Source organism: Micromonospora sp. DT53 (assembly GCF_049841535.1).
GTDB lineage: Bacteria > Actinomycetota > Actinomycetes > Mycobacteriales > Micromonosporaceae > Micromonospora.
In genome coordinates, this window is record NZ_JBNCKM010000002.1 from 753,854 (window position 1) to 773,597 (window position 19,744).

A 19,744-nucleotide genomic window follows, 5' to 3' on the forward strand; every position below is an offset into this window, starting at 1 on the left:
GATCGCGCTACATCCTGGTTGTAGTGGCCTCCATTGGGATCGACACCACTAGATCCTGGTTCGAGCGCGATCTTGGGGCGGGCGGCGGGTCAGGTCGCCAGCAGGAGGGCGGCCGTGGTGCCGAGCAGCAGGAACGGACCGAACGGCAGGTGGGTGCTCCAGTTGGCGCGGCGCGTGGCCAGCAGTCCCAGACTCACCAGGGCGGACAGCCCGAAGGTGAGCACCAGCCCGAACGCCAGCACCGGCCAGCCGTACCAGCCGAGCAACGCCCCGACGCTGAGCGCCAGCTTGGCGTCGCCCAGCCCGAAGCCGCGCCGGCCGAGCAGCACCGCGGTGCTGGCGAAGAAGAGCGCCAGGCCCGCGCCGCCGATGACCGCCCGCAGCCAGTGCCCCGGGTCGGCGTCGAGCGCGGCCACGCCGAGCAGCAGCCAGGTCCCGGCCGCCGCGGGCAGGGTGAGCCGATCCGGCAACCGGCGCACTGCCAGGTCGACGAGGACGGCCGGGATCGTCCAGCCCAGCCACCAGATCAGCGCCGGCAGCGCCCCGCCCGACGGACCGGCGAACGCCAGCAGCACCGCCGCCGCGAGCACGACCAACTCGACAGTGCCCGGCGGTGGGCCGACCCGGGCGCCGCAGCGACCGCACCGGGCTGTCGGGCCCAGCGCCGGCCAGGGGCGGGTCAGGCCGACCGGCGCGCCGCAGGCGTCGCAGCCGGTCCGGCTGGGCAGACCCGGGGGTACGGCGTAACGCAGCGCCGCCAACCGCATCAGCGGGCTGATCGTGAGGACCGCGAACACTGTCGACACCCGGGTACGCGCCACCGCCGAGACGGGTCCCGCTGGCCGTTCGCGCCGTGGAGAGGGCGTCGCCGGGCGGGTGGGTTCCGTCGTACCGCCGGACGGCGGGGGTGTCGGGCTCCGATCGGGCGGGTCATCTCGACCGGGGACGGCCGCAGGGGGGCCGGTCAGCGCCATGTCCCCTCCGTTGCGGCCAGGTGCTGCTTCACGATGGTGAACACGGATCGTGATTGAACGCTCGCGACGGTGTGGCGGATGGCGCAGAAAGCGACAGGCCCACCCGAGCCGGTGAGGGTGCTTTCGACAGCTTCCGAGTCGGGCGTGCCGCTGGGCGAGGCGGTCCACCGACCGGCCGACAACGCCGCTCGAATGCCGGGATGAGGCCGCGATGTCCCACTCCCGCGACCGGTGGCGAGACTCCGGCGAGCCCATCGGGCGCGGCGACGCCCCGTCAATAACGACAGTTCGCTCGACCATTGCCCGGGGCGCAGTCTGGACACCTGTCACCACCACCTGTCATCACGCAGAGTGTTCGCTTGAATTGCCTCTGTTGCATCGGCGAGCGTCAGCCTATGCTCGCCCCTTGGGTGTGATGCAAGCCTCACCTTCACCATCGGACGACACAGGACCCCACATTTGTAAAAGATCCGTAACGGTGAATGCAGAAGCGCAATGAACAGCTCCGGATGTGCTGATCCGGGCGCGCTTCCGCATGCCCGACGGCGGTGAACCGTCACCGCCCCGGGCGACCACGAGGAGGCTCGACGGTGCGCGGACGGCAGCTCAGGCGAACGGCGATCTGCCTGCTTGTGGTCGTGGCGGCGACGCCGGTCACCGCCTGCGCCAGCGGACGGGAGGCGGTCGAACGGCCGACGGCGGCCCGCGACGACGAACAACGGATCGATCCCGATGCCGGACGGCTCGTTGCCGAAAAGGCGGCACTCGACGCGTACTCCGGGTATCTCGCGGCCTCGCGCACGGCGGGTCTACGCAGTGATCCACGCGCGCCGGAACTGTCCCGGTTCCTGGCTGATCCACTTCTCACTCGCGTCCAATTGTCCATTCGCGACGCAAAGGAGCACGGCGCTATGCGTACCGGGACGTTGAAGTCCGACCCGACCGTGACCGCCGTCAGCCTGGACGCCAAGCCGGCCACCGTGGAGATCCAGGACTGCCTGGACACGACCGGCTACCGGCTGGTCTACGCCAAGAACAAGCGCCAGGTCCCCGGCAGCGGCGGCGGCCGACACCTCTCCACCGCCACCGCGACCCGCTATCCCGACGGCCGCTGGCTGATCAACTCCGGAACGACCCACCGGGACCAGCCGTGCTGACCCGGGGGGCGACAACCCGACGGGCCCTCGCCGGGATCGGCCTCGCGCTCCTGCTGCTGGTCGGCGCGACCATGCCGGCAGCCGCGCACCGCGCCGACCCGGGGGCGGGCTGCCCGCCGGACCAGCCCGACTGCAGCGTCTGGGACGACGAACCCGGCAACCCGGGCGGTGGCGGGAACGACGGCGGTGGCGGGGACGACGGCGGCGGCGACGGCGGTGGTGGCAGCGGCACCTGCCAGTGGGACGGGCGAACCGTGCCCTGCTACGACGAGGTGTTGGGCTGGTTCAGCAGTAGCGACGGCTGCTACTACAAGTTGGCCGAGCCGCAGGCCGAGGCGCCCGAGGGTCAGCAGTGGTACGTAAAGACGTGCAACGGCGGCGCCGACGTGGGCAACCAGACCGTGGTGCTGTTGGACGATCCGCCGGCCGGCTTCGGCGCGCCGCCGGACCCGGAGGAGCTGGCCCGTCGTGCCCTGGCGTCGATCAGTTTGCTGCCGGCGCGGCTGAAGGTCGCCCCCCGCAAGAACATCGGTCCGGGCCTGGTCGGCCTGCCCGTGTGGATGTGGGCAACCGCCGGGAAGAACTACTTCGGCCCGATCTACGCCGACGAGTCCGACCGGGGTTTGACCGTCTACATCGAAGCAAAGGTCGACCAGATCGTCTGGGACATGGGCAACGGCAAGAAGGTCACCTGCTACGGCCCCGGCACCGAGTACAAGGCCACCGGCGCGCGGGCGGGTGCCACCTCCCCGGACTGCGGCTACGACGAGGGCTACCCGAAGGCAGACACCTACGAGGTCACCGCCACCACGCACTGGACGGTGAACTGGTGGACCAACAGCGACGCCACAAGGCGGGTGATCCCGCAGACCCGGAGAAGCGGCATCGTTCCGATCCAGATCAACGAACTCCAGGTGGTCACCAGATGAGCCTCGCGACGCGCAACGGGACCGGGTCGGTGGACGCGCCCGTCAACCCGCCCACTGTGGTCCGCCAGCGCCGGGTCCGTCCCGGCCTGCTCGGCCTCGCCGTCCTCCTGATCGCCCTGGGCGGGCTGGGCGCGGCCTTCGCGGTCACCTCGGTACGGGCCACCGGCAGCTATCTTGCGGTGGCCCGACCGGTGGAGGTGGGCCGCGAGATCAGCGCGGCCGACCTGGTGACCGTGCAGGTCGCCGGCGGCCAGGGGCTGCGGCCGGTGCCCGCCGGACGCCTCGATGAGGTGGTCGGCAAACGGGCCGCGGTCGCGCTGCTCCCGGGCACGCTGCTCACCCTGGGACAGGTCACCGACGATCCGCTGCTCGGCCCCGGCCAGCAGCAGATCGCGCTCGGCCTGAAGACCGCACAGGTGCCGGCCCGCGAACTGCACCCTGGCGACAAGGTCCTACTGGTCAGCACTCCGGAGGACAACGCCGACGCGGCCGCCGCCGCCGGCACCCGGTTCGCGGCCACCGTCATCGACATGGTCAGCCCGGCCAACGACGACAAGGTCCTGTACCTGGCGCTACTCACCCGTGACGTGCCCGCCGTGGTGGCGCTCGCCGCACAGGAACGGCTCGCCGTCGTGCTGACCGAGGCGGCCTGAGCATGGCGATCATCGCGCTGGTGTCCGCGAAGGGTTCGCCAGGCGTCACGACCTCGGCGCTTGCCTGCGCGCTGGCCTGGCACCGACGGCTGGTGGTCGCCGAATGTGACCCGGCCGGCGGCTCCATCCTCGCCGGATACCTCGGCGGCCAACTGGACGGCCCGCGCGGCATCGGCGAGCTGGCCGTCGGGGAGTTGCGCGACGGGAACCTGGACACCGCGTTCTGGTCGCAACTCGTCGACCTGGACGCGCCCCGCCGGGAACGGCTGCTGCTGCCCGGCCTCGTCGACCCCGCCCAGAGCGGCAGCGTCACCCCGCTCTGGCAGCGCTTCGCCGACTACTTCGACGCCCTCGACCGGGGCACCCCTGGCTACGACGTCCTTGTCGACTGCGGTCGGCTGCACGTCACCGGGCCGCCGTGGCCGGTGCTGCGGGCCGCCTCGGTGGTGCTGTTGGTGACCCGGGCGCACCTGCCGGACCTCTCCGGCGCCCGGGCGGTGGTCACCACCATCGAACGGGACTTCGCCGAGCACCGGGTCCCCCCGGGCACCCTGCGGCTGCTGCTGGTCGGCGGCGGGCACGGGCGGGCGGAGATCAGCCGCGCCCTGAAACTGCCGGTCATCGCACGGCTGCCGCACGATCCGCGTACCGCCGGGGTGCTCGCCCTGGGCGGCACCGTGCGGGCCGGACGGCCGCTGATGCGCGCGGCGGCCGCGCTGGAGGTCCCGATCGGGGCGCTCCTGGAGCGGCGACGGGCCCGGTTGGCGTGGCCCGTGCAGCAGGGGGTGCCCGATGCGGTTTGAGCCGGTCTCCACCGATCCGCGCCAACAGCCACCGGGCGTGACCTCCACCGCGCCGCCGCTGGCCGTGCCGAACGGCCGGCACCAACAGGCCGGGCCGCAGCCGCAGCCGTCGCCCGCGGCCACCGCGCCGCCGGAATCACCGCCCCGGGCCCGGATGGACTTCCAGGTGGTCCGGGAGCTGCGCCGGGAACTCACCGAACGGCTCACCCTCTGGCAGCGCGGCCGAGAGTTCACAGTCGACGAGGAGGACACCGAGCGGGCCCGGCTCGCCGTCACTGTGGTTGCCGCGTACGCGGACTCGGTGCGCCGGGCCGGCACGCCCATGGCCGCCGGCGACGAACGCCTGCTGCTCGACCAGGTGACCGCCGAGCTGGTCGGGCTCGGCCGGCTGCAGACGCTGCTGGTCGACGACACCATCGAGGAGGTGCACATCCTCGGCTGCGACCAGGTACGCATCACCCGGCACGGCGGTGGGGTGGACTGGGCCGAGCCGATCGCCGACAGCGACGCCGAACTGGTGGAGATCCTCCAGGCGGCGGCCCGCCGGGCCGGCGCGACCGAGCGGTCCCTCTCCACCGTGAAGCCCACCCTCGACCTGCAACTGCCCGACGGCAGCAGACTGGCCGCGGTGTTCCTGGTCAGCCACCGCCCGTACGCGGTGATCCGCAAGCACAACACCCTTGACGTGAGCCTCGACGACCTCGCGGGCGCCCGAGGTGACCTGGACGAGATGATCGACCCGCTGCTGCGCGACTTCCTCCGCGCGGCGATGCGCGCCGGTCTGAACATCATGGTCGCCGGGTTGGCCGGTGCCGGAAAGACCACAGTCATCCGGGCGCTGATGAACGAGATCCCGCAGGATGAGCCGTACGTGCTGCTGGAGGAGAGTCGTGAGCTGCTCCCGGCCCGCCGCCGGGAGCGGCACCGGGCGGTGATGAGCTTCGAGGCCCGGGAGGGCCACGGCGAGCGCGGCTTCGACGGCCGCCCGGCCGGTGAGGTGACCATCGCCGACCTGATCCCGCTGTCGTTGCGGATGGGCGTCCTGCGGATCATCGTGGGCGAGGTCCGGTCCCGGGAGATCGTGCCGATGCTCCAGGCGATGACCACCAGCCGGGGGTCGATGTGCACCATCCACGCCCGGACCGCCGCCGGCGTGAGTGAACGGATCGTCGAGCTGGCCCTGGCGCACGGCCGCGAGATGACCGTCGACCAGGCCCGTCGGATGGCCGGCAACGCGCTCGACCTGATCGTCTACGTCACCATCGAGGACGAGACCGCGATCGGTGGGCGGAAACAACGGTTCGTCTCGCATGTGGAGGAGGTGATCGGGGCCGGCGAAGCCGGTCGGATCACCACCACCACTGTCTTCGGGCCCGGCCCGGACGGTCGTGCCGTCCCCCGGCACCTCCCGGAGCGGGTCCGCGACCAGTTGCTGCGGGTGGGTTACGACGCGCGGCTGTTGACCCGGTGGGTCGAGGCAGGTGCCGGCGCCTGGCGACGGCCCCGGCAGACCCGACTGGCCCGGCGGGTGACCTGATGCTCGGCAGCCTGGAACTGATCGCGGTGGTCTCCGGGGCCGCCTGTGTGGCCGGGTTGCTGCTGGCCGTGGTCGCGCTGGTCGGCACCCGTCGACCCCCCGGGCCCCGCCCGGGCAGCGGGCCAGGGCTGAGCCGACTGTGGCGCGGGCCGGGCAACACTCCGGCCGAGCAGCGGGCCTACCAGGCACTGCTTGTCGCCGCGCTGGTCGCCGGCGCGTTGGCGTTCCTGTTGACCGGGCTGCCCGTGGTGGGTCTGCTGGTGATGGTGGCGGTGCCCGGCACCCCGTGGCTGTTCGGGGTGGGCAAGGCCGAACAGCGGGCGATCGCCCGGATCGAGGCGGTCGGCGAGTGGACCCGCCGACTCAAGGACGTCTCCGGCACCGGGCAGGGCCTCCAACAGACGATCATCGGCACGATCGGCAGCGTGCCACCCGGCATCGAGGACGAGGTACGGCTGCTCGCCGCCCGTCTACAGGCCGGCTGGATGGCCCGCTCCGCGCTGCTGGCGTTCGCCGACGAGATCGCCGACCCGGTCTGCGACCAGGTGGTGGCGGCGCTGATCCTGCACCTGTCGGACCGGGGTGAGCGGCTGGGTGACGTGCTCGGTTCGATCGCCGGCGCGGCGTCCGCGGAGGTGGCCACCCGTCGGGAGATCGAGGCCAAGCGCACCCAGCCCCGGTTCGCGGTCCGCTTCCTCACCGGAATGACGCTTGCCACCCTCGCGTACGGGCTGATCAACACCGAGTACATCAAGCCGTACGGCACGCCTGTGGGCCAGCTGGTGATGGCCGCCCTCGGCGCTGCCTTCGTCGGCCTGCTGGCCTGGGTGCGGTCGATGAGCCAGCCGCAGCGGCCGGCCCGGTTCCTGCCGGCGCCCGACCCGGCCGAGGTGATCGCGTGAGCGCGAGGAGTGCAGCGCAGCGGAGCCCCGCAGTCGCGAACGAAAGGTGGCTCCCGTGATCGTCAACTGGGTGTTGGCCGTCGCGGTCTGCGGTGGTGCCGGGATCGGCCTGGGTGTGTTCCTGGTGGTCCGGGAGTTGGTGCCGGCGACACCGGCGCTCGGGCCGGCGCTGCGCCGGTTGCACCAGCCCCCGGGTGACGGTCGGGTGGCCACGCCCGCCTCCCGGCGGCTGGACTCGCTGACCGGGTTGTCCCGTTGGCTGCGTCCGCCGCATCGGCAGCTGGCCCTGATCGGCCAGACGCCCGAGCAGTACGCGCTGTCGGTGCTGCTCTCCGCGCTGATCGGATTGGCCACGCCAACCCTGCTCGGGGTGGTGCTGTGGGCGCTCGGCATCCCGTTCCCGGTGGTCGTGCCGGTGCTGGGCAGCCTCGGTCTGGCCCTGCTGGCCGGTCTGCTGGCGCACCGCGCCGTGCTGACCAAGGCCGACGCGGCTCGCGACGAGTTCCGCCAGGCGGTCTGCACCTACCTCGACCTGGTGGCGTTGCAGCTCTCGGCGGCGCACGGGCCGGTGCAGTCGCTGGAGCGGGCGGCGGCGGTCTGCGACGGCTGGGTGTTCGACCGGCTCCAGGAGTCGCTGCGGATCGCCCAGATGCAGATGCACGCGCCCTGGGACGAACTGCGCGACCTCGCCGACAAGATCGGCATTCCGGAGTTGGGCGACGTCGGCGCGATCATGCGCTCCTCCGGCAGCGAGGGCGCGCAGGTGCACGAGACGCTGCGCAGCCGGGCCGACTCGCTGCGCGACCAGATCCGCACCGACAACCTCGCCCGCGCCGAGGGGGTGACCAGCAAGCTCGACATCCCGGGCGCACTGCTCGTCTTCGTGCTGCTCGGGTTCGTCCTCTATCCGTTCGTCGCCCGTGTCTGACCCCGCCCCCTGAAGGAGTACGCAATGTCCGTCTTCAGCTACCTGCACGTCGTGGTGACGACGCGCCTGGCCGAGCTGCGCCGTGACGGTGAGCGCGGCGACAGCCCGGTGCCCACCGCCGTGATCATCGCCGGCCTGGTCGCCGTCGCCATGGCCGTCACCGCGCTGGCCCTGACCAAGGCCGACAACTGGATGAGCAAGATCCCGGACCACACGAACCCGGTCAAGTAACCAGCATGCGCCGAGCCGCGTACGTGAGGTGGAGCCGAGCGGTCACCGCCGCCCGGCGCCGCCTCGCGGCCGGCGACCGCGAGCGGGGTGCCAACCCGGTGGAACTCGCCGTGATGATGCCGCTGATCCTGGTGCTGCTCTTCGCCTCGATCCAGGTCGCGGCCGTCTTCCTCGCCCGCTCCACCGCGTTGAACGCCGCACAGAGTGGCGTCAACGCGCAGCGGACGTACCAGGCGGGGAACGGCGCCGGGGTGGACAGCGCCTCCCGCTTCCTCAAGGCCGCCGGCGGTTGGCTGGTGGGCTGGGACAAGGCCGGTCCGACCTGCGAGACCACCACGACCGAGGTGACCTGCACGGTGAGTGGCCGGTCCCTGTCGGTGGTGCCGGGCGTGGACTTCGCGATACAGCAGACCGCACACGGAACGGTGGAGAGGGTGACCCCGCCATGACCCGTACCGCCGAGCGGGGCTCGGTCTCCATCGAGGTCGCGGTGCTCGCGCCCGCGTTCATCGCGCTTATGGTGTTGGCCGGTGTGGTCGGGCGCAGCGCGGTTGCCGCGGAGGCGCTCGACGCGGCCGCGCACGACGCCGCCCGGGCGGCCTCGATTTCCCGGGATTCCGACACCGCCCGGACAAGGGCGCGGGAGGCCGCCCAGAAGCAACTGGACTGGCACGGCCTGGCCTGCTCCAACGACCTGGAACCACAGTTCAGCGGCTCGGTGGCCGACATGCCCGACAGTGAGTCCGGCTTCGATGACGCCTTCAGCAGCCGGATCGGGACGGACGCCACGGTGACGGTGACGATCAGCTGCGTGGTGTCCTTTCAGGACATCACACTCGACATCCTGCCCGGGATGGTGAGTGAAAAGCTGATCACCGGGCAGTTCACCTCCCCGCTCGACCGTTACCGGAGTCGGCAATGACGGCCACCACGTCGGCCGTCGGCTCCTCGCGGGCAGGTGAGCATGGCCGGGTGAGCATCTTCCTCGCGGTGACGATGGTCGGCGTACTGGCCATCATCGGCCTCTCCTTCGACGGCGCCGGGCAGCTCCGTACCCTGCAACGCGCCCAGAACCTGGCCGCCGAGGCGGCCCGGGCCGGCGGTCAGGCCATCGACCGGGCCACCGCCATCGAGGGTGGGCCGAAGCGGATCGACGAGTCGGAGGCGCGCGAGGCGGTCGCCAACTACCTGGCCGCCGTGGACACCGCCAGCCACACCGTGAGCTTCCCCGAGGTCGACGGCGAGACGCTGATCCGGGTGTCCGTCTCCATCACCTACCACCGCTCGATGCTCGGACCGTTCGTCCAGGACAAGACCGTCACCGTCACCGGCGAGGCGACCGCGCGTGCCATCACCGCAACACCGTAGGAAGGAAGGCAGCCATGCCCGTATCGGGTGGGTCCGTCGTACGGCGGACCGGACGGATCCTCACCGGCATCGGCGCGCTGGCCGTGCTCCTGGTGCTGCTGGTCGGCGCGCCGATCGCGCTGCTCGCCTTCGCCGGTAACCCCCTGCCCGATCACCTCCCGCCGATCAGCGAGATGGGGACCGCACTGACCAGCCGAGACGACGGTCAGCTCTTCCTGCGGGCGCTGGCCGTGGTCGGTTGGTTCGGCTGGGCCACGTTCGCCTTCTCAGTCCTCGTCGAGCTGGGCGCACAGACCCTGCGCCGGCCGGCTCCGAAGCTGCCCGGAATGGGCCGCCAGCAGAAGGCCGCCGCCGCGCTGGTCGGCTCGGTCGCGCTGATCCTGGTCGCCAGCCCGGCCGCCGCCAGCGCCGCGGCGATCTACGGAACTCCGGTGTACGCGAGTCCAAGCGCACCTGCCGTCACCACGGTGGCCGCGCCGTCCCGCGCCGCGACGACACCGGACACGGCCGCGCCGGTGGCCCGGGGCGGGCTGCTCGGCATGGCCGGGACCGGGCTCGCCGCACCCGGTGGCTCGGCGGCGAACGACGAGGCCGCGCCGGTGTACCGGGTGGCGCGGGGCGACTACCTCGGGGAGGTCGCCGAGCGGTACCTGGACGAGTTCGGCGACTACCGACAGCTCGCCAAGCTGAACAAGCTCGACGACCCGGACCGGATCCGCCCCGGCCAACTGCTCCGACTGCCCACCGAGGCCGCCGACCAGGGGGCGCGGCAGCACGCCACCGGCCGGCTCGTCGACCGGCCGGCAACCCCGAAACCCCCCGCGCCCCGGCCGGCGCCGGAGCGGGCCGCACCGCCGCGGGTGGCCCCGGCACCACCCAGCGGTACGGAGTCAGCGGGCCAGCCACCCGCCATGACTGTCGGTGCGGCCCGGGCCGGTGCCGTCGATCGGGTGAACCGCCCGCTGGCGGTTTCCGCCGTACTGGCCGTGGCGAGCATCGTCGGCGCCCAGATCGGCGCGGTCCTGGGGTTGCGCCGCCGTCCGGCCACCGCCGGGGGCGCTCCCCGACTGGCCGCGTCCTCCCGTAAACCCCGGGGTGGGGCGGGCCGGAACAGCGCCGCGGGCCACAGCGGCACGCGGCGGAGCAGTGGTGGGGCCGCCGGGAGCGGCGCCGCTTGGGCTGCCAGCCGGGCGGCGGCGGCCATCGAAGCTCCCGCGACACCGAACGACGGCATGGCACCGAGCGGGAACGACTACCCGCCTCGCGGCGGCGGAATGACACCCGGTAGTGGGGTGGCGCCCGCCGGCAGCGGGATGGCTTTCCCCGGGAGCACGGCGTTTCCGGGAAGCGGGATGGCCCTCTCCGGCGGCACGGCACCTCCCGGCGGCGGCATGGCGACCGCCGACGCTGGGGGCTGGAGTGGTGACGACGACTGGGCCGGCGATGGTGGCGAGGGCGGGCTGTTCAACGGCGGGCACGGCCTGGACTCGGTACCGGACGGTCCGCCGGTCGGCCGCCACCGACGCCCCTGAGCGCCCGACCCGGGCTCCGTGCGGCCCGAGCGGTCGACGCCCGGGCAGGCGGGTCAGGGCAGGCGGGTCTGGAGCACGCCGTTCTGGACCCGGGTGGGCAGGATCTGTTGGTCGTTGCCGGACGGCCCCTGCATGACCTCACCGCCGTTGAGTCGGAACGCGCTGCCGTGCCACGGGCAGACCACGCAGGCGTGGCCGTCGATCTCCTGCACGTCGCCCTCGCCGAGCGGCCCGCTCTGGTGCGGGCAGCGCTCCAGCATCACGGTCACCTCGTCACCGTGCCGGTAGAGGATCACCGAGATGTCGTCGTCCACCTCTCGGGTGATCAGGGTGCGTTGCGGCAACGTCGCCATGTCGGCAAGCGAGTGCCAACCGTCGGTCATCCGGTGCAGCTCGGAGACGCTCTGGTTGACCTGAGCCCCCTGCTTGTACGCAAGGTGACCCCCGATGTACGCCCCGAGGCTCACGGTGGAGAGCCCGAGGAAGCCGAGGGCGCGGCCCATTCCGTGGCGGCCGGACAGCCGCGCGGCCAACGAGCCGGCGTAGAGCGTCATGCCGACGGTGTTGGCGGCGGCGTGCACCAGGCCGACCCGGCGCTGGTCCCGCGCGAGGGCCGCCCAGTCGTTCAGACCGGCGACCGCCGCCGGCAGGGCGCTGACGGTGCCCAGACCGACAAGCACGGTGGCGGGCCGGCGCTGCCCGGGCATGAGGTCCAGCACCGCGGCGCTGATCCACGCACCCACCGGCACCTGCACCATCGCCGGGTGCAGCGGATGCCCGAGGGTCACCCCGTGCAGCAGGTCGCGCAGCCGGCGCGGACGCAGCGTCCCGAGGACGATCTTCTGCAACCGGTCACCCGCGCGGTCCAGCCGGGAGTCCTGCTCAACTTTCGTCAAAAGTGCTCGCACGAGTACCGACTTCCCGGCGATCGCCGTCGCAAACCGGTCGGCGGCGACAAACCTGCCGCGCCGCCCACGCCGCCGATCTTGCAGTTTCTGCCCCGAGGAACCGGGGCACAAGCCACGAAACGGCATCCGAAAGTGCAAGATCGACGGGGATTGTGGGGGTGGGGTCGGGCGGGCATGCTGGCGGGATGGGCGTGCGGGTGGAGCGGGTCGGGGCGGTTACCACGGTGGTACTGGACCGGGCGGACGCGCGCAACGCCGTGGACGGTCCTACCGCGCGGGCGCTGGCGGACGCGTTTCGGGCCTTCGAGGCCGATCCGGACGCGGCGGTGGCGGTGCTCTGGGGCGCCGGTGGCACGTTCTGCGCCGGCGCCGACCTCAAGGCGATCGGCACGCCGAGCGGCAACCGGGTCGAGCCGGAGGGGGACGGCCCGATGGGCCCGACCCGGATGACGCTCAGCAAACCGGTGATCGCGGCGATCTCCGGGTACGCGGTGGCGGGCGGGCTCGAACTGGCGCTCTGGTGTGACCTGCGGGTCGCCGAGTCCGACGCGACGCTCGGCGTGTTCTGCCGCCGCTGGGGAGTGCCATTGATCGACGGTGGCACCGTCCGGCTGCCTCGGTTGATCGGCGAGAGTCGGGCGATGGACCTGATCCTCACCGGCCGCCCGGTGCCGGCCGACGAGGCGTACACGATGGGGTTGATCAATCGGTTGGTGCCACCCGGCCAGGCGCGGGCCGCGGCCGAGGAACTGGCGGCGACGATCGCCAGGCATCCGCAGACCTGCCTGCGCAACGACCGGGCGGCGGTGCTGGCCGGCGCGGGACGGCCCGAGCCGGAGGCGCTGGCGACCGAGTTGGCGTACGGGATGGACTCGCTGGCCACTGACGCGGCGGCCGGCGCGGCCCGGTTCACCGCGGGCGAGGGCCGACACGGCACGACGCCGCCGGGAGGGGTACACCCCCCGACGGCGTCGGCTACCGGTTAGGGCCTGCTCAGTTGCGGTTGATGGTGAAGGTCGTCGTGGGGTTCTGGATGTCCACCGCGTTGTTGCTCAACCGGAGGTTGTTGAAGGTGACCGACCCGACGGCCGGCCCCTGCCCGGCCTCCGGCATCGGGTTCGCCCAGATCGCGAAGCCGGACTTCGCGTCGTAGGCGTCCCCGCTCTTGCGGGCGCCGCTGATGGAGATGTTCGTGAAGACCGTGTCGGTGATCGGGTTCTGCGGCTGCCCGCCGACGTAGTTGGTCTGGAACATGATGCCGCTGTAGGTCGGATCGATGATGTCGACATCGCTGACCCGGATGCCCTGGAACACCTTCGAGGCGGAGAAGACCCAGATCGCCGGGAAGGTCTGCGAGCCCCAGAAGTGCCCACCGGCCCGCACGATCGAAATGTTCTCGAACCGGGTGGGTGGGCTGGCGCCGAAGCCGTTCATCGGGTAGCCGAAATCGAGCGAGCTGATGGTGATGCCGGAGTAGACGAGCGTGTCCGCGATGTAGATGTTGCGGAACGTGTTGCCGTAGCCGCCGTACACGGCCACACCGGCGGCCCGCCAGGTCAGGGTCGAGGTCAGGTTCTCGTAGACGTTGTCCCTCATGTCGGCGCCGCCCGCGTCGATGGCCGAGAACAGCGCGAAGCTGTCGTCGCCGGTGGCCCGGGCGTCGTTGTTGCTGACCAGGTTGTTGGTGCTCCCGTTTGTCATGTTGATGCCGTCGGCGAACATGTTCCGGATCCGGGAGTTCTTGATCGTGATGTAGTCGGTGTTCGCGCCCCAGTAGAGGCACACCATGTGCTCGTTCCAGATGTTGTCGATCACGATGTTCGACACGTTGGAGAAGTCGAACACCTTGCCCGGGCCGTCGATCCGCGAGGTGTAGTTGCCGAAGTACGCGAAGTTCTTGAACGACGAGTTGGCCGCCGAGTTCTCGGCCCGGAAACCGATGTCGGTGTTCTCCTGGCCCGACGGCGCGACAAACCGGGTGTACCAGGGGCCGGCACCGGTCACCTGGACCGCCTTGCCGTACACCTGGAACTTCGACGAGGTGGAGTAGTTACCCGCCGGCAGGTACACCCCGATCAGGTTGCCGGTGGTGTCCATCCGCACCCGGTCCAGGGCGTTCTGCACGTCCTGGTGGGTGAAGCCGCCCGGCGTGGTGTAGCGCGCCGGGTCCGGGTTGGCGATCGGCGCCACCTGCTCCGTGTTGATGAAGTCGATGGCGTACGTGGTGGTGTTGGCCGGATCCTTCTGGAGGCGGATCTTGCTGCCGGCCGGGACTGTCGAGTTGAGCATGACGTTGGCTTCGTCGTAGATGTGCCGCGGCCCGCCGGCGCTCGGCGAGTTGCCCGGGCTGGTCTCGTTGCCGTAGAGCCAGGCGTACCGGGACGTCAGGTCGATGGCCTTGTGGAACGTGCCGTTGACGTAGACGTTGAGCGTGGAGTTGATCCCGCCGCCACCGGAGGCGTCCGGGATGGAGAAGCGTGTGACAAGCGTGTTGGTGCTGGCCCGGGTGGTGAACTCGACGTAGCTGCCTGTCGAGTTGAGGGTCACCGCCCGCCGACCCGACGCCTCGCCGGCCAGGTCACCGACCTCCCGGTTCGGTCCGACGACGGCGGCCCCGCCGCCGATCACGCCGTCCTCGGCCTCGTACATGTCGTACGGCATGTTGGCGCCGCGCCCCACGAAGAGCGGCCGGTCACTCGTGTTGTTGGCCTGCTTGACCGGCAACTCGTTGCCGTCCACGGCGAGCACCACCCGGACGGTGTACTTGCCGTTCGCGGCGGTCCAGGTGCCCAGGTTGATCGGACCGACCGTGGCACCGGCGTTGATCACACCGGAGTACGAGCCGGTGAGGGTACGGACCACGGTGCCGGACTCGTTGAGCACGGTGAGGGTGATGCCGTGCGCCCCCGACGCGGAAGCCTGGTTGCCGGCGTTGCGGATGGACACGGAGAAGGTCACCGTGTTGCCCGCCGACGGGTTACCCGGCGACCAGGCGACCGCCGAGGCGACCAGGTCGGAACTGGCGACCGCGGCGACGACCAACGGGCTGGGGTTGGTGTAGCTGTTGTTGGTGTCGTCCTGCTCGACGACTGTGTTCGACTCGTCGACCTTCGCGCTGAGCGGGTAGCTGCCCGAGTCCCGGGTGCCGATGCTGGCGCTGACAGTGGTCGAGGCGCCGGCCGCCAGGCCGCCGACCGACGCGGTGCCGACCCGGGTGGAGCCCAGGTAGAAGTTGACGTTTGTCGCGCCGGAGGCCGCCGAGCCCGCGTTACGCACTGTCGCGGAGAGCGTGATGGTGCTGGTCTCCACGGGTGCGGACGGGCTGAACGACATGCCGGTCACGGTCAGGTCCGGGTTCGGCGCCGGAGTGCCGAAGACCTGGAACTCGGCCACCTGCCCGGCCGGGGCGCCGGTGTTCGAGGCGATCGAGAGCCGTACGTCGGCCGCCGCGCCGGAGACCGGGATGGTCACCGTGTTGCCGCTGCCCGGGTTGAAGGTGTAGTTCGCCGCGCCGACCAGGGTGGTGAAGCTGGACGAGCCCTGGTCCCGGCCGAGCACCGTGATGTTCTGGGTACGCGCGCCCCACGCCGGGTCCGGGTTGAGCTTCACGACGACCTGGCTGAGGCTGGCGTTCGCGCCCAGCTGCACGGTCAGCGTGCTCGGGTTGCCGTTGCCCTCCCAGTAGGTGGCCACGTTGTTGTCGTTGGCGTTGGTGGCCACGAACGTGTGCACGAACCCGGATGCGGTGATCGGCTTACCGACCGCCAGGTTGCTCCCGGTGGGCGGGTTGCCGGTGCCGGTCCGGGTCACGGTGTTGCTGTTCGCCGACTGGTTGCCGGCCGCGTCCTTGGCCCGGACGTAGTACGACACCGTGGCGCTGTCCGCCTGGCTGTCGGTGTAGGTGAGCGTCGAGCCGCTGACGCTGCCGCGCAGCGCGCCGTTGACGTAGACGTCGTAGCCGGTCACCCCGACGTTGTCGGTGGACGCCGACCAGGTGAGCCGGATCTGCCCACTGGCCGGCTGGGTGTAGGCAAGGTTGCCCGGAACGCTGGGCGCCTGGGTGTCGGTGCTGCCGGTGGCGCCGTACACCTCGACCTCGGAGAGTTGTGCCGCCGGCCAGCCGGTGTTGCCGGTGACCTGCACCCGTACGTAGCGGGTGCTGGCGGCGGTGAAGCTGACCGTCGCGGTGTTGCCGCTGCTCGGGTTGAAGGTGTAGCCGGCCGACGCCTTCAGGGTGGTGAAGGACGAGCCGTTGGTCGAGCCCAGCACCGACAGCGTCTGCGTACGGGTCTGCCAGTCGGACGCGGGCGGCAGCTTGAGCACCACCCGGTCCACGCTGACCGTGGCGCCCAGGTCGGCCTGGATCCACTGCGGGAACGCGTTGTTGGCGCTCTCCCAGTAGGTCGACGCGTTGCCGTCGTTGGCGTTGCCCGCCACGTAGTTCTGGTTGTAGCTGCTGGCGGTCATGGTGGCGGAGAGCCCGGCGAGCATGGCCACGCGGGCGGCCGCCGCGGACGGGTCGGCCGCCGGTGCCGCGCTCGCCATGGGGGTGACGACCGGGGCGGTGGCGAGGAGCATTCCGGCGAGCGCGCCGGCGAGCAGCCGCCGGTGGCCCGTGCGGGCGGTGCGGGGGACGGTGGTGGGCGCGCCGGTTGGCGGCGTGCCTCGTCTGGTGCCGGTCCTGGACATGGGTCGCTACACCTCTTTCGGGGGTGGGTGTGGGTGCGTTGCCCGGCGACGGGTGCAGGGGTACGCCCGTCGTTCCGCGACAGGTGGGGGACGGTGCGGGTTGGGGACGGGTGGGACGCCCGACGCCGCGTTGCGCCGAGCCTCCTGGACCGGGTGCCCCCGCCCGGTCGGGGCGGGGGCACCCGACCTAGCTGGAATAGACCTCGAACTCGCTGAGCTGGCCGGCTGGCCAGCCGCTGTTGCCGGTGACGGTCAGCCGCAGGTACCGCTGGGTGGTCGCCGTGAAGGTCACGGTGACCGTGTTGCCGCTGGCCGGGTTGAAGCTGTAGCCGGCGGACGCCTTCAGCGTGCTGAACGTCGAGCCGTTGGTGGAGCCGAGCACCGCCAGCGTCTGCGTACGGGTCTGCCAGGCCGATGCGGGCGGGAGCTTCAGCACGACCCGGGACACCGATCGGTCGGCCCCCAGGTCCACCGTCAGCGACTGCGGGAACGCGTTGTTGGCGCTCTCCCAGTAGGTGTTCGCGTTGCCGTCCACCGCGTTGGTGGCGGCGTACACGTCGGAGTGGCTGGTCTCGGTGATCGACCGCCCGGCCGCCAGGTTGCCGCTGGGCGGCGGCGTGGTCGGGGGCGGGGTCGTCGGTGGTGGGGTGGTCGGCGGTGGCGTGGTCTGCGTGCCGCCGTACACCTCGACCTCGGAGAGTTGCGCGGCCGGCCAGCCGGTGTTGCCGGTGACGGTGACCCGGATGTAGCGGCGGTCACCGGAGGGCAGCCCGATCGACACGGCGTTGCCCGTGCCGGGGGCGAAGACCCGACCGGCGGACGACGCGAGTGTGGTGTACGACGAGCCGTCGGTGGAGCCGAGCACCGACAGCGTCTGGGTGCGTTGCTCCCAGCCGCTGGGCAGCTTGAGCGCCACCCGGTCGACCGACCGGGACGCGCCCAGGTCGATGGTCACCGACTGGGGGAAGGCGTTGTTGGCGCTCTCCCAGTACGTCGCCGCGTTGCCGTCCACCACGTTGGCCGCCGTGTAGCTCTGGTTGGTACTGGTCGCGGTCGTCGACCGGCCCAGCGCCAGGTTCCCGCCTGTCGGAGGCGGGGTGGTGGGCGGTGGGGTGGTGGGAGGCGGCGTGGTCGGCGGCGGCGAGGTGGGTCCCCCGCCCCACTGGGGGTTCGGCCACGGGCCGCAGTACGGGGTCGGGGTGTACCAGCCGGAGTTGCCGGAGCCCTGGGTGATCTGGAAACCGGCGCCGACGCAGTTGTGCATCGGGTTGCTCTGCGCGATGTTCGTGGCCCGCACGTTTGTGAAGGACACCTGGCTGTTCGCCTGCACCTGGAGCGCGTACGTGCCGGCGCCGTCGATCCGTACGTTGTTGAGGTTGATCCCGTTGGTCTGGCCCTCGATCCAGTGCAGCGCCGCGTACGAGCTGTCCAGGATGTCGGTGTCGGTGATGTTGATGGTGGGGTTCTGGAACGCCTCGTTGAGCGCGGAGAACCAGATCGCGCCGACACCGAAGTTCCAGTTGTAGTCCGAGTTGCCGTTACGGATCAACGTGTTCCGGGCGATCGTCCAGGTGCCCTGGACTCCGGTGGCGCCCTGCACGCCGGGGTAGCGGTTCGCGACGTGGATACCGCCGCCGTTGGTCAGCGAGTCGGCCGTCACGTTGTCGGTGATCCTGATGTCCCGACCGCCGTAGCTGACCAGGTGGTTCGCCAACAGGGTCACGCCGATGGTGTTGTGGGTGAACGAGTTGTTGACGTTCGGCACGCTCTGCGCCCACATCGCCAACGCGTCGTCGCCGGTGTTGCGGACGAAGGTGTTCGTCACCGTCGAGTTGGTCACGCCGGTGTGGAAGTTCACCCCGTCCGCGGTCTGGTCCAGGATGCGGCTGTTGCGGATGGTGAAGTTGTTCATCGGGCCGTCCATCCACGCCCCGACCTTTGTGTTCTCCAGCCAGAGGTTGTCCACCACCGAGTCGGTCATCGCCCCGCCCAGGGCGTTGACCTGGTCGTCGTCCACCCGCTCGCGGATGTCGCCGATGATGGCGAAGTCCCGCAGCGTGACGTTACGGCTGGGCCCGTTCGCCTCGTGCGAGCGGACCGGGCCGGTGTAGCCGCCACCGGGGACGTACTTGCCGTAGATGCCGACGGACCTGTTCCGCTCGGTGGGGTGCCGGCCGCCGAGCACCGAATACCAGGGGCCCGCCCCGCGCAGGGTCACCCCGTCGACCACCACGTGATCCCAGAGGGTGAAGGTGCCGGTCGGGATCCAGACCGCCCGGCCCTGGGCCTTGCCGGCGTCCACCGCCGCCTGGAACTTCGCCGTCGAGTCGGTCGCGCCGCTCGGGTCGGCGCCGAAGTCGGTGACCACGTCGAGCACACCGGAGGGCTTGGTGATCGCCGGGGCGACCAGCTCGAAGTCGGCCAGGTCGATGGTGAACGTGGGCGACTGCGCGGTCGAGGAGACCTGGAGCCGGATCTTCGTGCCGGCCGGCTGGGTGCTGCCGAACAGCGCCCGGGTCTCGTCGTAGAAGTGGTGCGGGTTGGTGTCGCCCGGGTTGTTGTTGAACGGGTATCCGCCGTAGTACCAGCCGTACCTCGACGTCACCGCTACCGACTTCAGCAGCGCCCCGTTGGCCCGCAGGTCGATGGCGGCGTCCCGGCCGGTCCCGGCCGGGCTGTCCGGCAGGCTGTGGCGGAACGTGACAGCGTTGGCCGGGGCGGTGAGGGTGAACTCGACGTACTCGCCGACGGCGTCCAGGGTGACCGCCTCCCGGCCGGACGCCTCGGACGGCAACGTGCCGTAGCGGCGGTCCGGGCCGATCTTCGTGCCGTTGTGGGCGGTCTCCTCCGCCTCCTGCTCGACGAACGGCACGGTGGCGCCCCGGTTGGGGATGTCGAAGGGGGACAACCCCGCCGCCGAGGCCGGGGTCGCGGTGCCGGTGACCGCGAGGGCGGTCACAGTCGTGGCGGCGAGCAGGGTGGCGGCGATGGCGGCCAACCCTGCCCGGGTCGGGTGTCGAAGGTGATGCGGGGTGCCGGTGGTGTGGTTGGCCATGAGCTGCGCTCTCCCTTTCGTCAGGCAGGCCAGATCCCCCCGTGTCGGTGCGGTGTCGCGCGTCCCCCTCGGTTCTCC

16 protein-coding genes and 1 pseudogene are annotated in these 19,744 nt (G+C 71.4%); 13 read left to right on the forward strand and 4 right to left on the reverse strand.

Annotated features, from left to right (window positions below):
• Positions 1-89 precede the first annotated feature (89 nt).
• Positions 90-767, reverse strand: a complete 678-nt coding sequence (locus ACLQ3B_RS09315; protein WP_425779861.1) for a prepilin peptidase — start codon at positions 765-767, stop codon at positions 90-92.
• Positions 768-1,564: 797 nt separating this feature from the next.
• On the opposite strand from ACLQ3B_RS09315, the gene ACLQ3B_RS09320 reads away from it, so the two are divergent.
• The 12 genes and pseudogenes from ACLQ3B_RS09320 to ACLQ3B_RS09375 form a co-directional block, all read left to right on the forward strand.
• Complete coding sequence (locus ACLQ3B_RS09320) at positions 1,565-2,131, forward strand: hypothetical protein (RefSeq protein WP_425779176.1); 567 nt, start codon at positions 1,565-1,567, stop codon at positions 2,129-2,131.
• On the forward strand, positions 2,125-3,060 hold the full coding sequence (locus ACLQ3B_RS09325) for a hypothetical protein (protein ID WP_425779178.1): 936 nt from the start codon (positions 2,125-2,127) through the stop codon (positions 3,058-3,060). The genes ACLQ3B_RS09320 and ACLQ3B_RS09325 overlap by 7 nt, the downstream gene beginning before the upstream one ends.
• Positions 3,057-3,713 (forward strand): SAF domain-containing protein, encoded by a 657-nt coding sequence (locus ACLQ3B_RS09330; protein WP_425779180.1) that lies wholly within the window; start codon positions 3,057-3,059, stop codon positions 3,711-3,713. The genes ACLQ3B_RS09325 and ACLQ3B_RS09330 overlap by 4 nt, the downstream gene beginning before the upstream one ends.
• 2 nt (positions 3,714-3,715) lie before the next feature.
• Positions 3,716-4,516 carry a ParA family protein gene (locus ACLQ3B_RS09335; protein ID WP_425779182.1) on the forward strand — a complete coding sequence of 267 codons (801 nt, stop codon included), beginning with the start codon at positions 3,716-3,718 and terminating at the stop codon, positions 4,514-4,516.
• On the forward strand, positions 4,506-6,053 hold the full coding sequence (locus ACLQ3B_RS09340; RefSeq protein WP_425779184.1) for an ATPase, T2SS/T4P/T4SS family: 1,548 nt from the start codon (positions 4,506-4,508) through the stop codon (positions 6,051-6,053). The genes ACLQ3B_RS09335 and ACLQ3B_RS09340 overlap by 11 nt, the downstream gene beginning before the upstream one ends.
• A complete protein-coding gene (locus tag ACLQ3B_RS09345; RefSeq protein ID WP_425779863.1) occupies positions 6,008-6,955 on the forward strand; it encodes a type II secretion system F family protein in 948 nt (315 codons plus the stop codon). Before ACLQ3B_RS09340 ends, ACLQ3B_RS09345 begins: the two co-directional genes overlap by 46 nt.
• Before the next feature lie 58 nt (positions 6,956-7,013).
• The gene (locus ACLQ3B_RS09350; protein ID WP_425779865.1) at positions 7,014-7,883 is read left to right on the forward strand and encodes a type II secretion system F family protein; all 870 of its coding nucleotides are present in this window, start codon (positions 7,014-7,016) and stop codon (positions 7,881-7,883) included.
• 24 nt (positions 7,884-7,907) lie between these two features.
• Positions 7,908-8,114 carry a hypothetical protein gene (locus ACLQ3B_RS09355; RefSeq protein WP_425779186.1) on the forward strand — a complete coding sequence of 69 codons (207 nt, stop codon included), beginning with the start codon at positions 7,908-7,910 and terminating at the stop codon, positions 8,112-8,114.
• A 5-nt stretch (positions 8,115-8,119) separates the two neighbouring features.
• Positions 8,120-8,563 (forward strand): TadE family protein, encoded by a 444-nt coding sequence (locus tag ACLQ3B_RS09360; RefSeq protein WP_425779188.1) that lies wholly within the window; start codon positions 8,120-8,122, stop codon positions 8,561-8,563.
• A complete protein-coding gene (locus ACLQ3B_RS09365) occupies positions 8,560-9,036 on the forward strand; it encodes a TadE/TadG family type IV pilus assembly protein (RefSeq protein WP_425779190.1) in 477 nt (158 codons plus the stop codon). Before ACLQ3B_RS09360 ends, ACLQ3B_RS09365 begins: the two co-directional genes overlap by 4 nt.
• Positions 9,033-9,482 (forward strand): pilus assembly protein TadG-related protein, encoded by a 450-nt coding sequence (locus ACLQ3B_RS09370; RefSeq protein ID WP_425779192.1) that lies wholly within the window; start codon positions 9,033-9,035, stop codon positions 9,480-9,482. The genes ACLQ3B_RS09365 and ACLQ3B_RS09370 overlap by 4 nt, the downstream gene beginning before the upstream one ends.
• 14 nt (positions 9,483-9,496) lie before the next feature.
• Positions 9,497-10,564 (forward strand): annotated as a pseudogene (locus tag ACLQ3B_RS09375) (LysM peptidoglycan-binding domain-containing protein); the annotation flags it as partial.
• A 503-nt stretch (positions 10,565-11,067) separates the two neighbouring features.
• On the opposite strand, the gene ACLQ3B_RS09380 reads toward ACLQ3B_RS09375, so the two are convergent.
• Entirely contained in the window at positions 11,068-11,922 is an 855-nt protein-coding gene (locus ACLQ3B_RS09380) for a DUF2231 domain-containing protein (RefSeq protein ID WP_425779194.1), read from the reverse strand.
• Between the two features lie 185 nt (positions 11,923-12,107).
• On the opposite strand from ACLQ3B_RS09380, the gene ACLQ3B_RS09385 reads away from it, so the two are divergent.
• Positions 12,108-12,908 carry a crotonase/enoyl-CoA hydratase family protein gene (locus ACLQ3B_RS09385; protein ID WP_425779196.1) on the forward strand — a complete coding sequence of 267 codons (801 nt, stop codon included), beginning with the start codon at positions 12,108-12,110 and terminating at the stop codon, positions 12,906-12,908.
• A gap of 7 nt (positions 12,909-12,915) precedes the next feature.
• On the opposite strand, the gene ACLQ3B_RS09390 is transcribed toward ACLQ3B_RS09385, so the two are convergent.
• Both ACLQ3B_RS09390 and ACLQ3B_RS09395 read right to left on the reverse strand, forming a co-directional pair.
• Positions 12,916-16,611: a discoidin domain-containing protein gene (locus ACLQ3B_RS09390; protein WP_425779198.1), complete on the reverse strand. Its 3,696-nt coding sequence runs from the start codon at positions 16,609-16,611 to the stop codon at positions 12,916-12,918.
• Positions 16,612-16,798: 187 nt separating this feature from the next.
• Positions 16,799-19,666 (reverse strand): discoidin domain-containing protein, encoded by a 2,868-nt coding sequence (locus ACLQ3B_RS09395; protein WP_425779200.1) that lies wholly within the window; start codon positions 19,664-19,666, stop codon positions 16,799-16,801.
• Positions 19,667-19,744: the final 78 nt, after the last annotated feature.

Coding starts and splice junctions, on each gene's coding strand:
- ACLQ3B_RS09395 (WP_425779200.1), bottom strand. CDS start 19,666: ATGGCCAACCACACCACCGGCACCCCGCATCACCTTCGACACCCGACC.
- ACLQ3B_RS09315 (WP_425779861.1), bottom strand. CDS start 767: ATGCGGTTGGCGGCGCTGCGTTACGCCGTACCCCCGGGTCTGCCCAGC.
- ACLQ3B_RS09365 (WP_425779190.1), top strand. CDS start 8,560: ATGACCCGTACCGCCGAGCGGGGCTCGGTCTCCATCGAGGTCGCGGTG.
- ACLQ3B_RS09335 (WP_425779182.1), top strand. CDS start 3,716: ATGGCGATCATCGCGCTGGTGTCCGCGAAGGGTTCGCCAGGCGTCACG.
- ACLQ3B_RS09330 (WP_425779180.1), top strand. CDS start 3,057: ATGAGCCTCGCGACGCGCAACGGGACCGGGTCGGTGGACGCGCCCGTC.
- ACLQ3B_RS09355 (WP_425779186.1), top strand. CDS start 7,908: ATGTCCGTCTTCAGCTACCTGCACGTCGTGGTGACGACGCGCCTGGCC.
- ACLQ3B_RS09390 (WP_425779198.1), bottom strand. CDS start 16,611: ATGTCCAGGACCGGCACCAGACGAGGCACGCCGCCAACCGGCGCGCCC.
- ACLQ3B_RS09370 (WP_425779192.1), top strand. CDS start 9,033: ATGACGGCCACCACGTCGGCCGTCGGCTCCTCGCGGGCAGGTGAGCAT.
- ACLQ3B_RS09385 (WP_425779196.1), top strand. CDS start 12,108: ATGGGCGTGCGGGTGGAGCGGGTCGGGGCGGTTACCACGGTGGTACTG.
- ACLQ3B_RS09340 (WP_425779184.1), top strand. CDS start 4,506: ATGCGGTTTGAGCCGGTCTCCACCGATCCGCGCCAACAGCCACCGGGC.
- ACLQ3B_RS09360 (WP_425779188.1), top strand. CDS start 8,120: ATGCGCCGAGCCGCGTACGTGAGGTGGAGCCGAGCGGTCACCGCCGCC.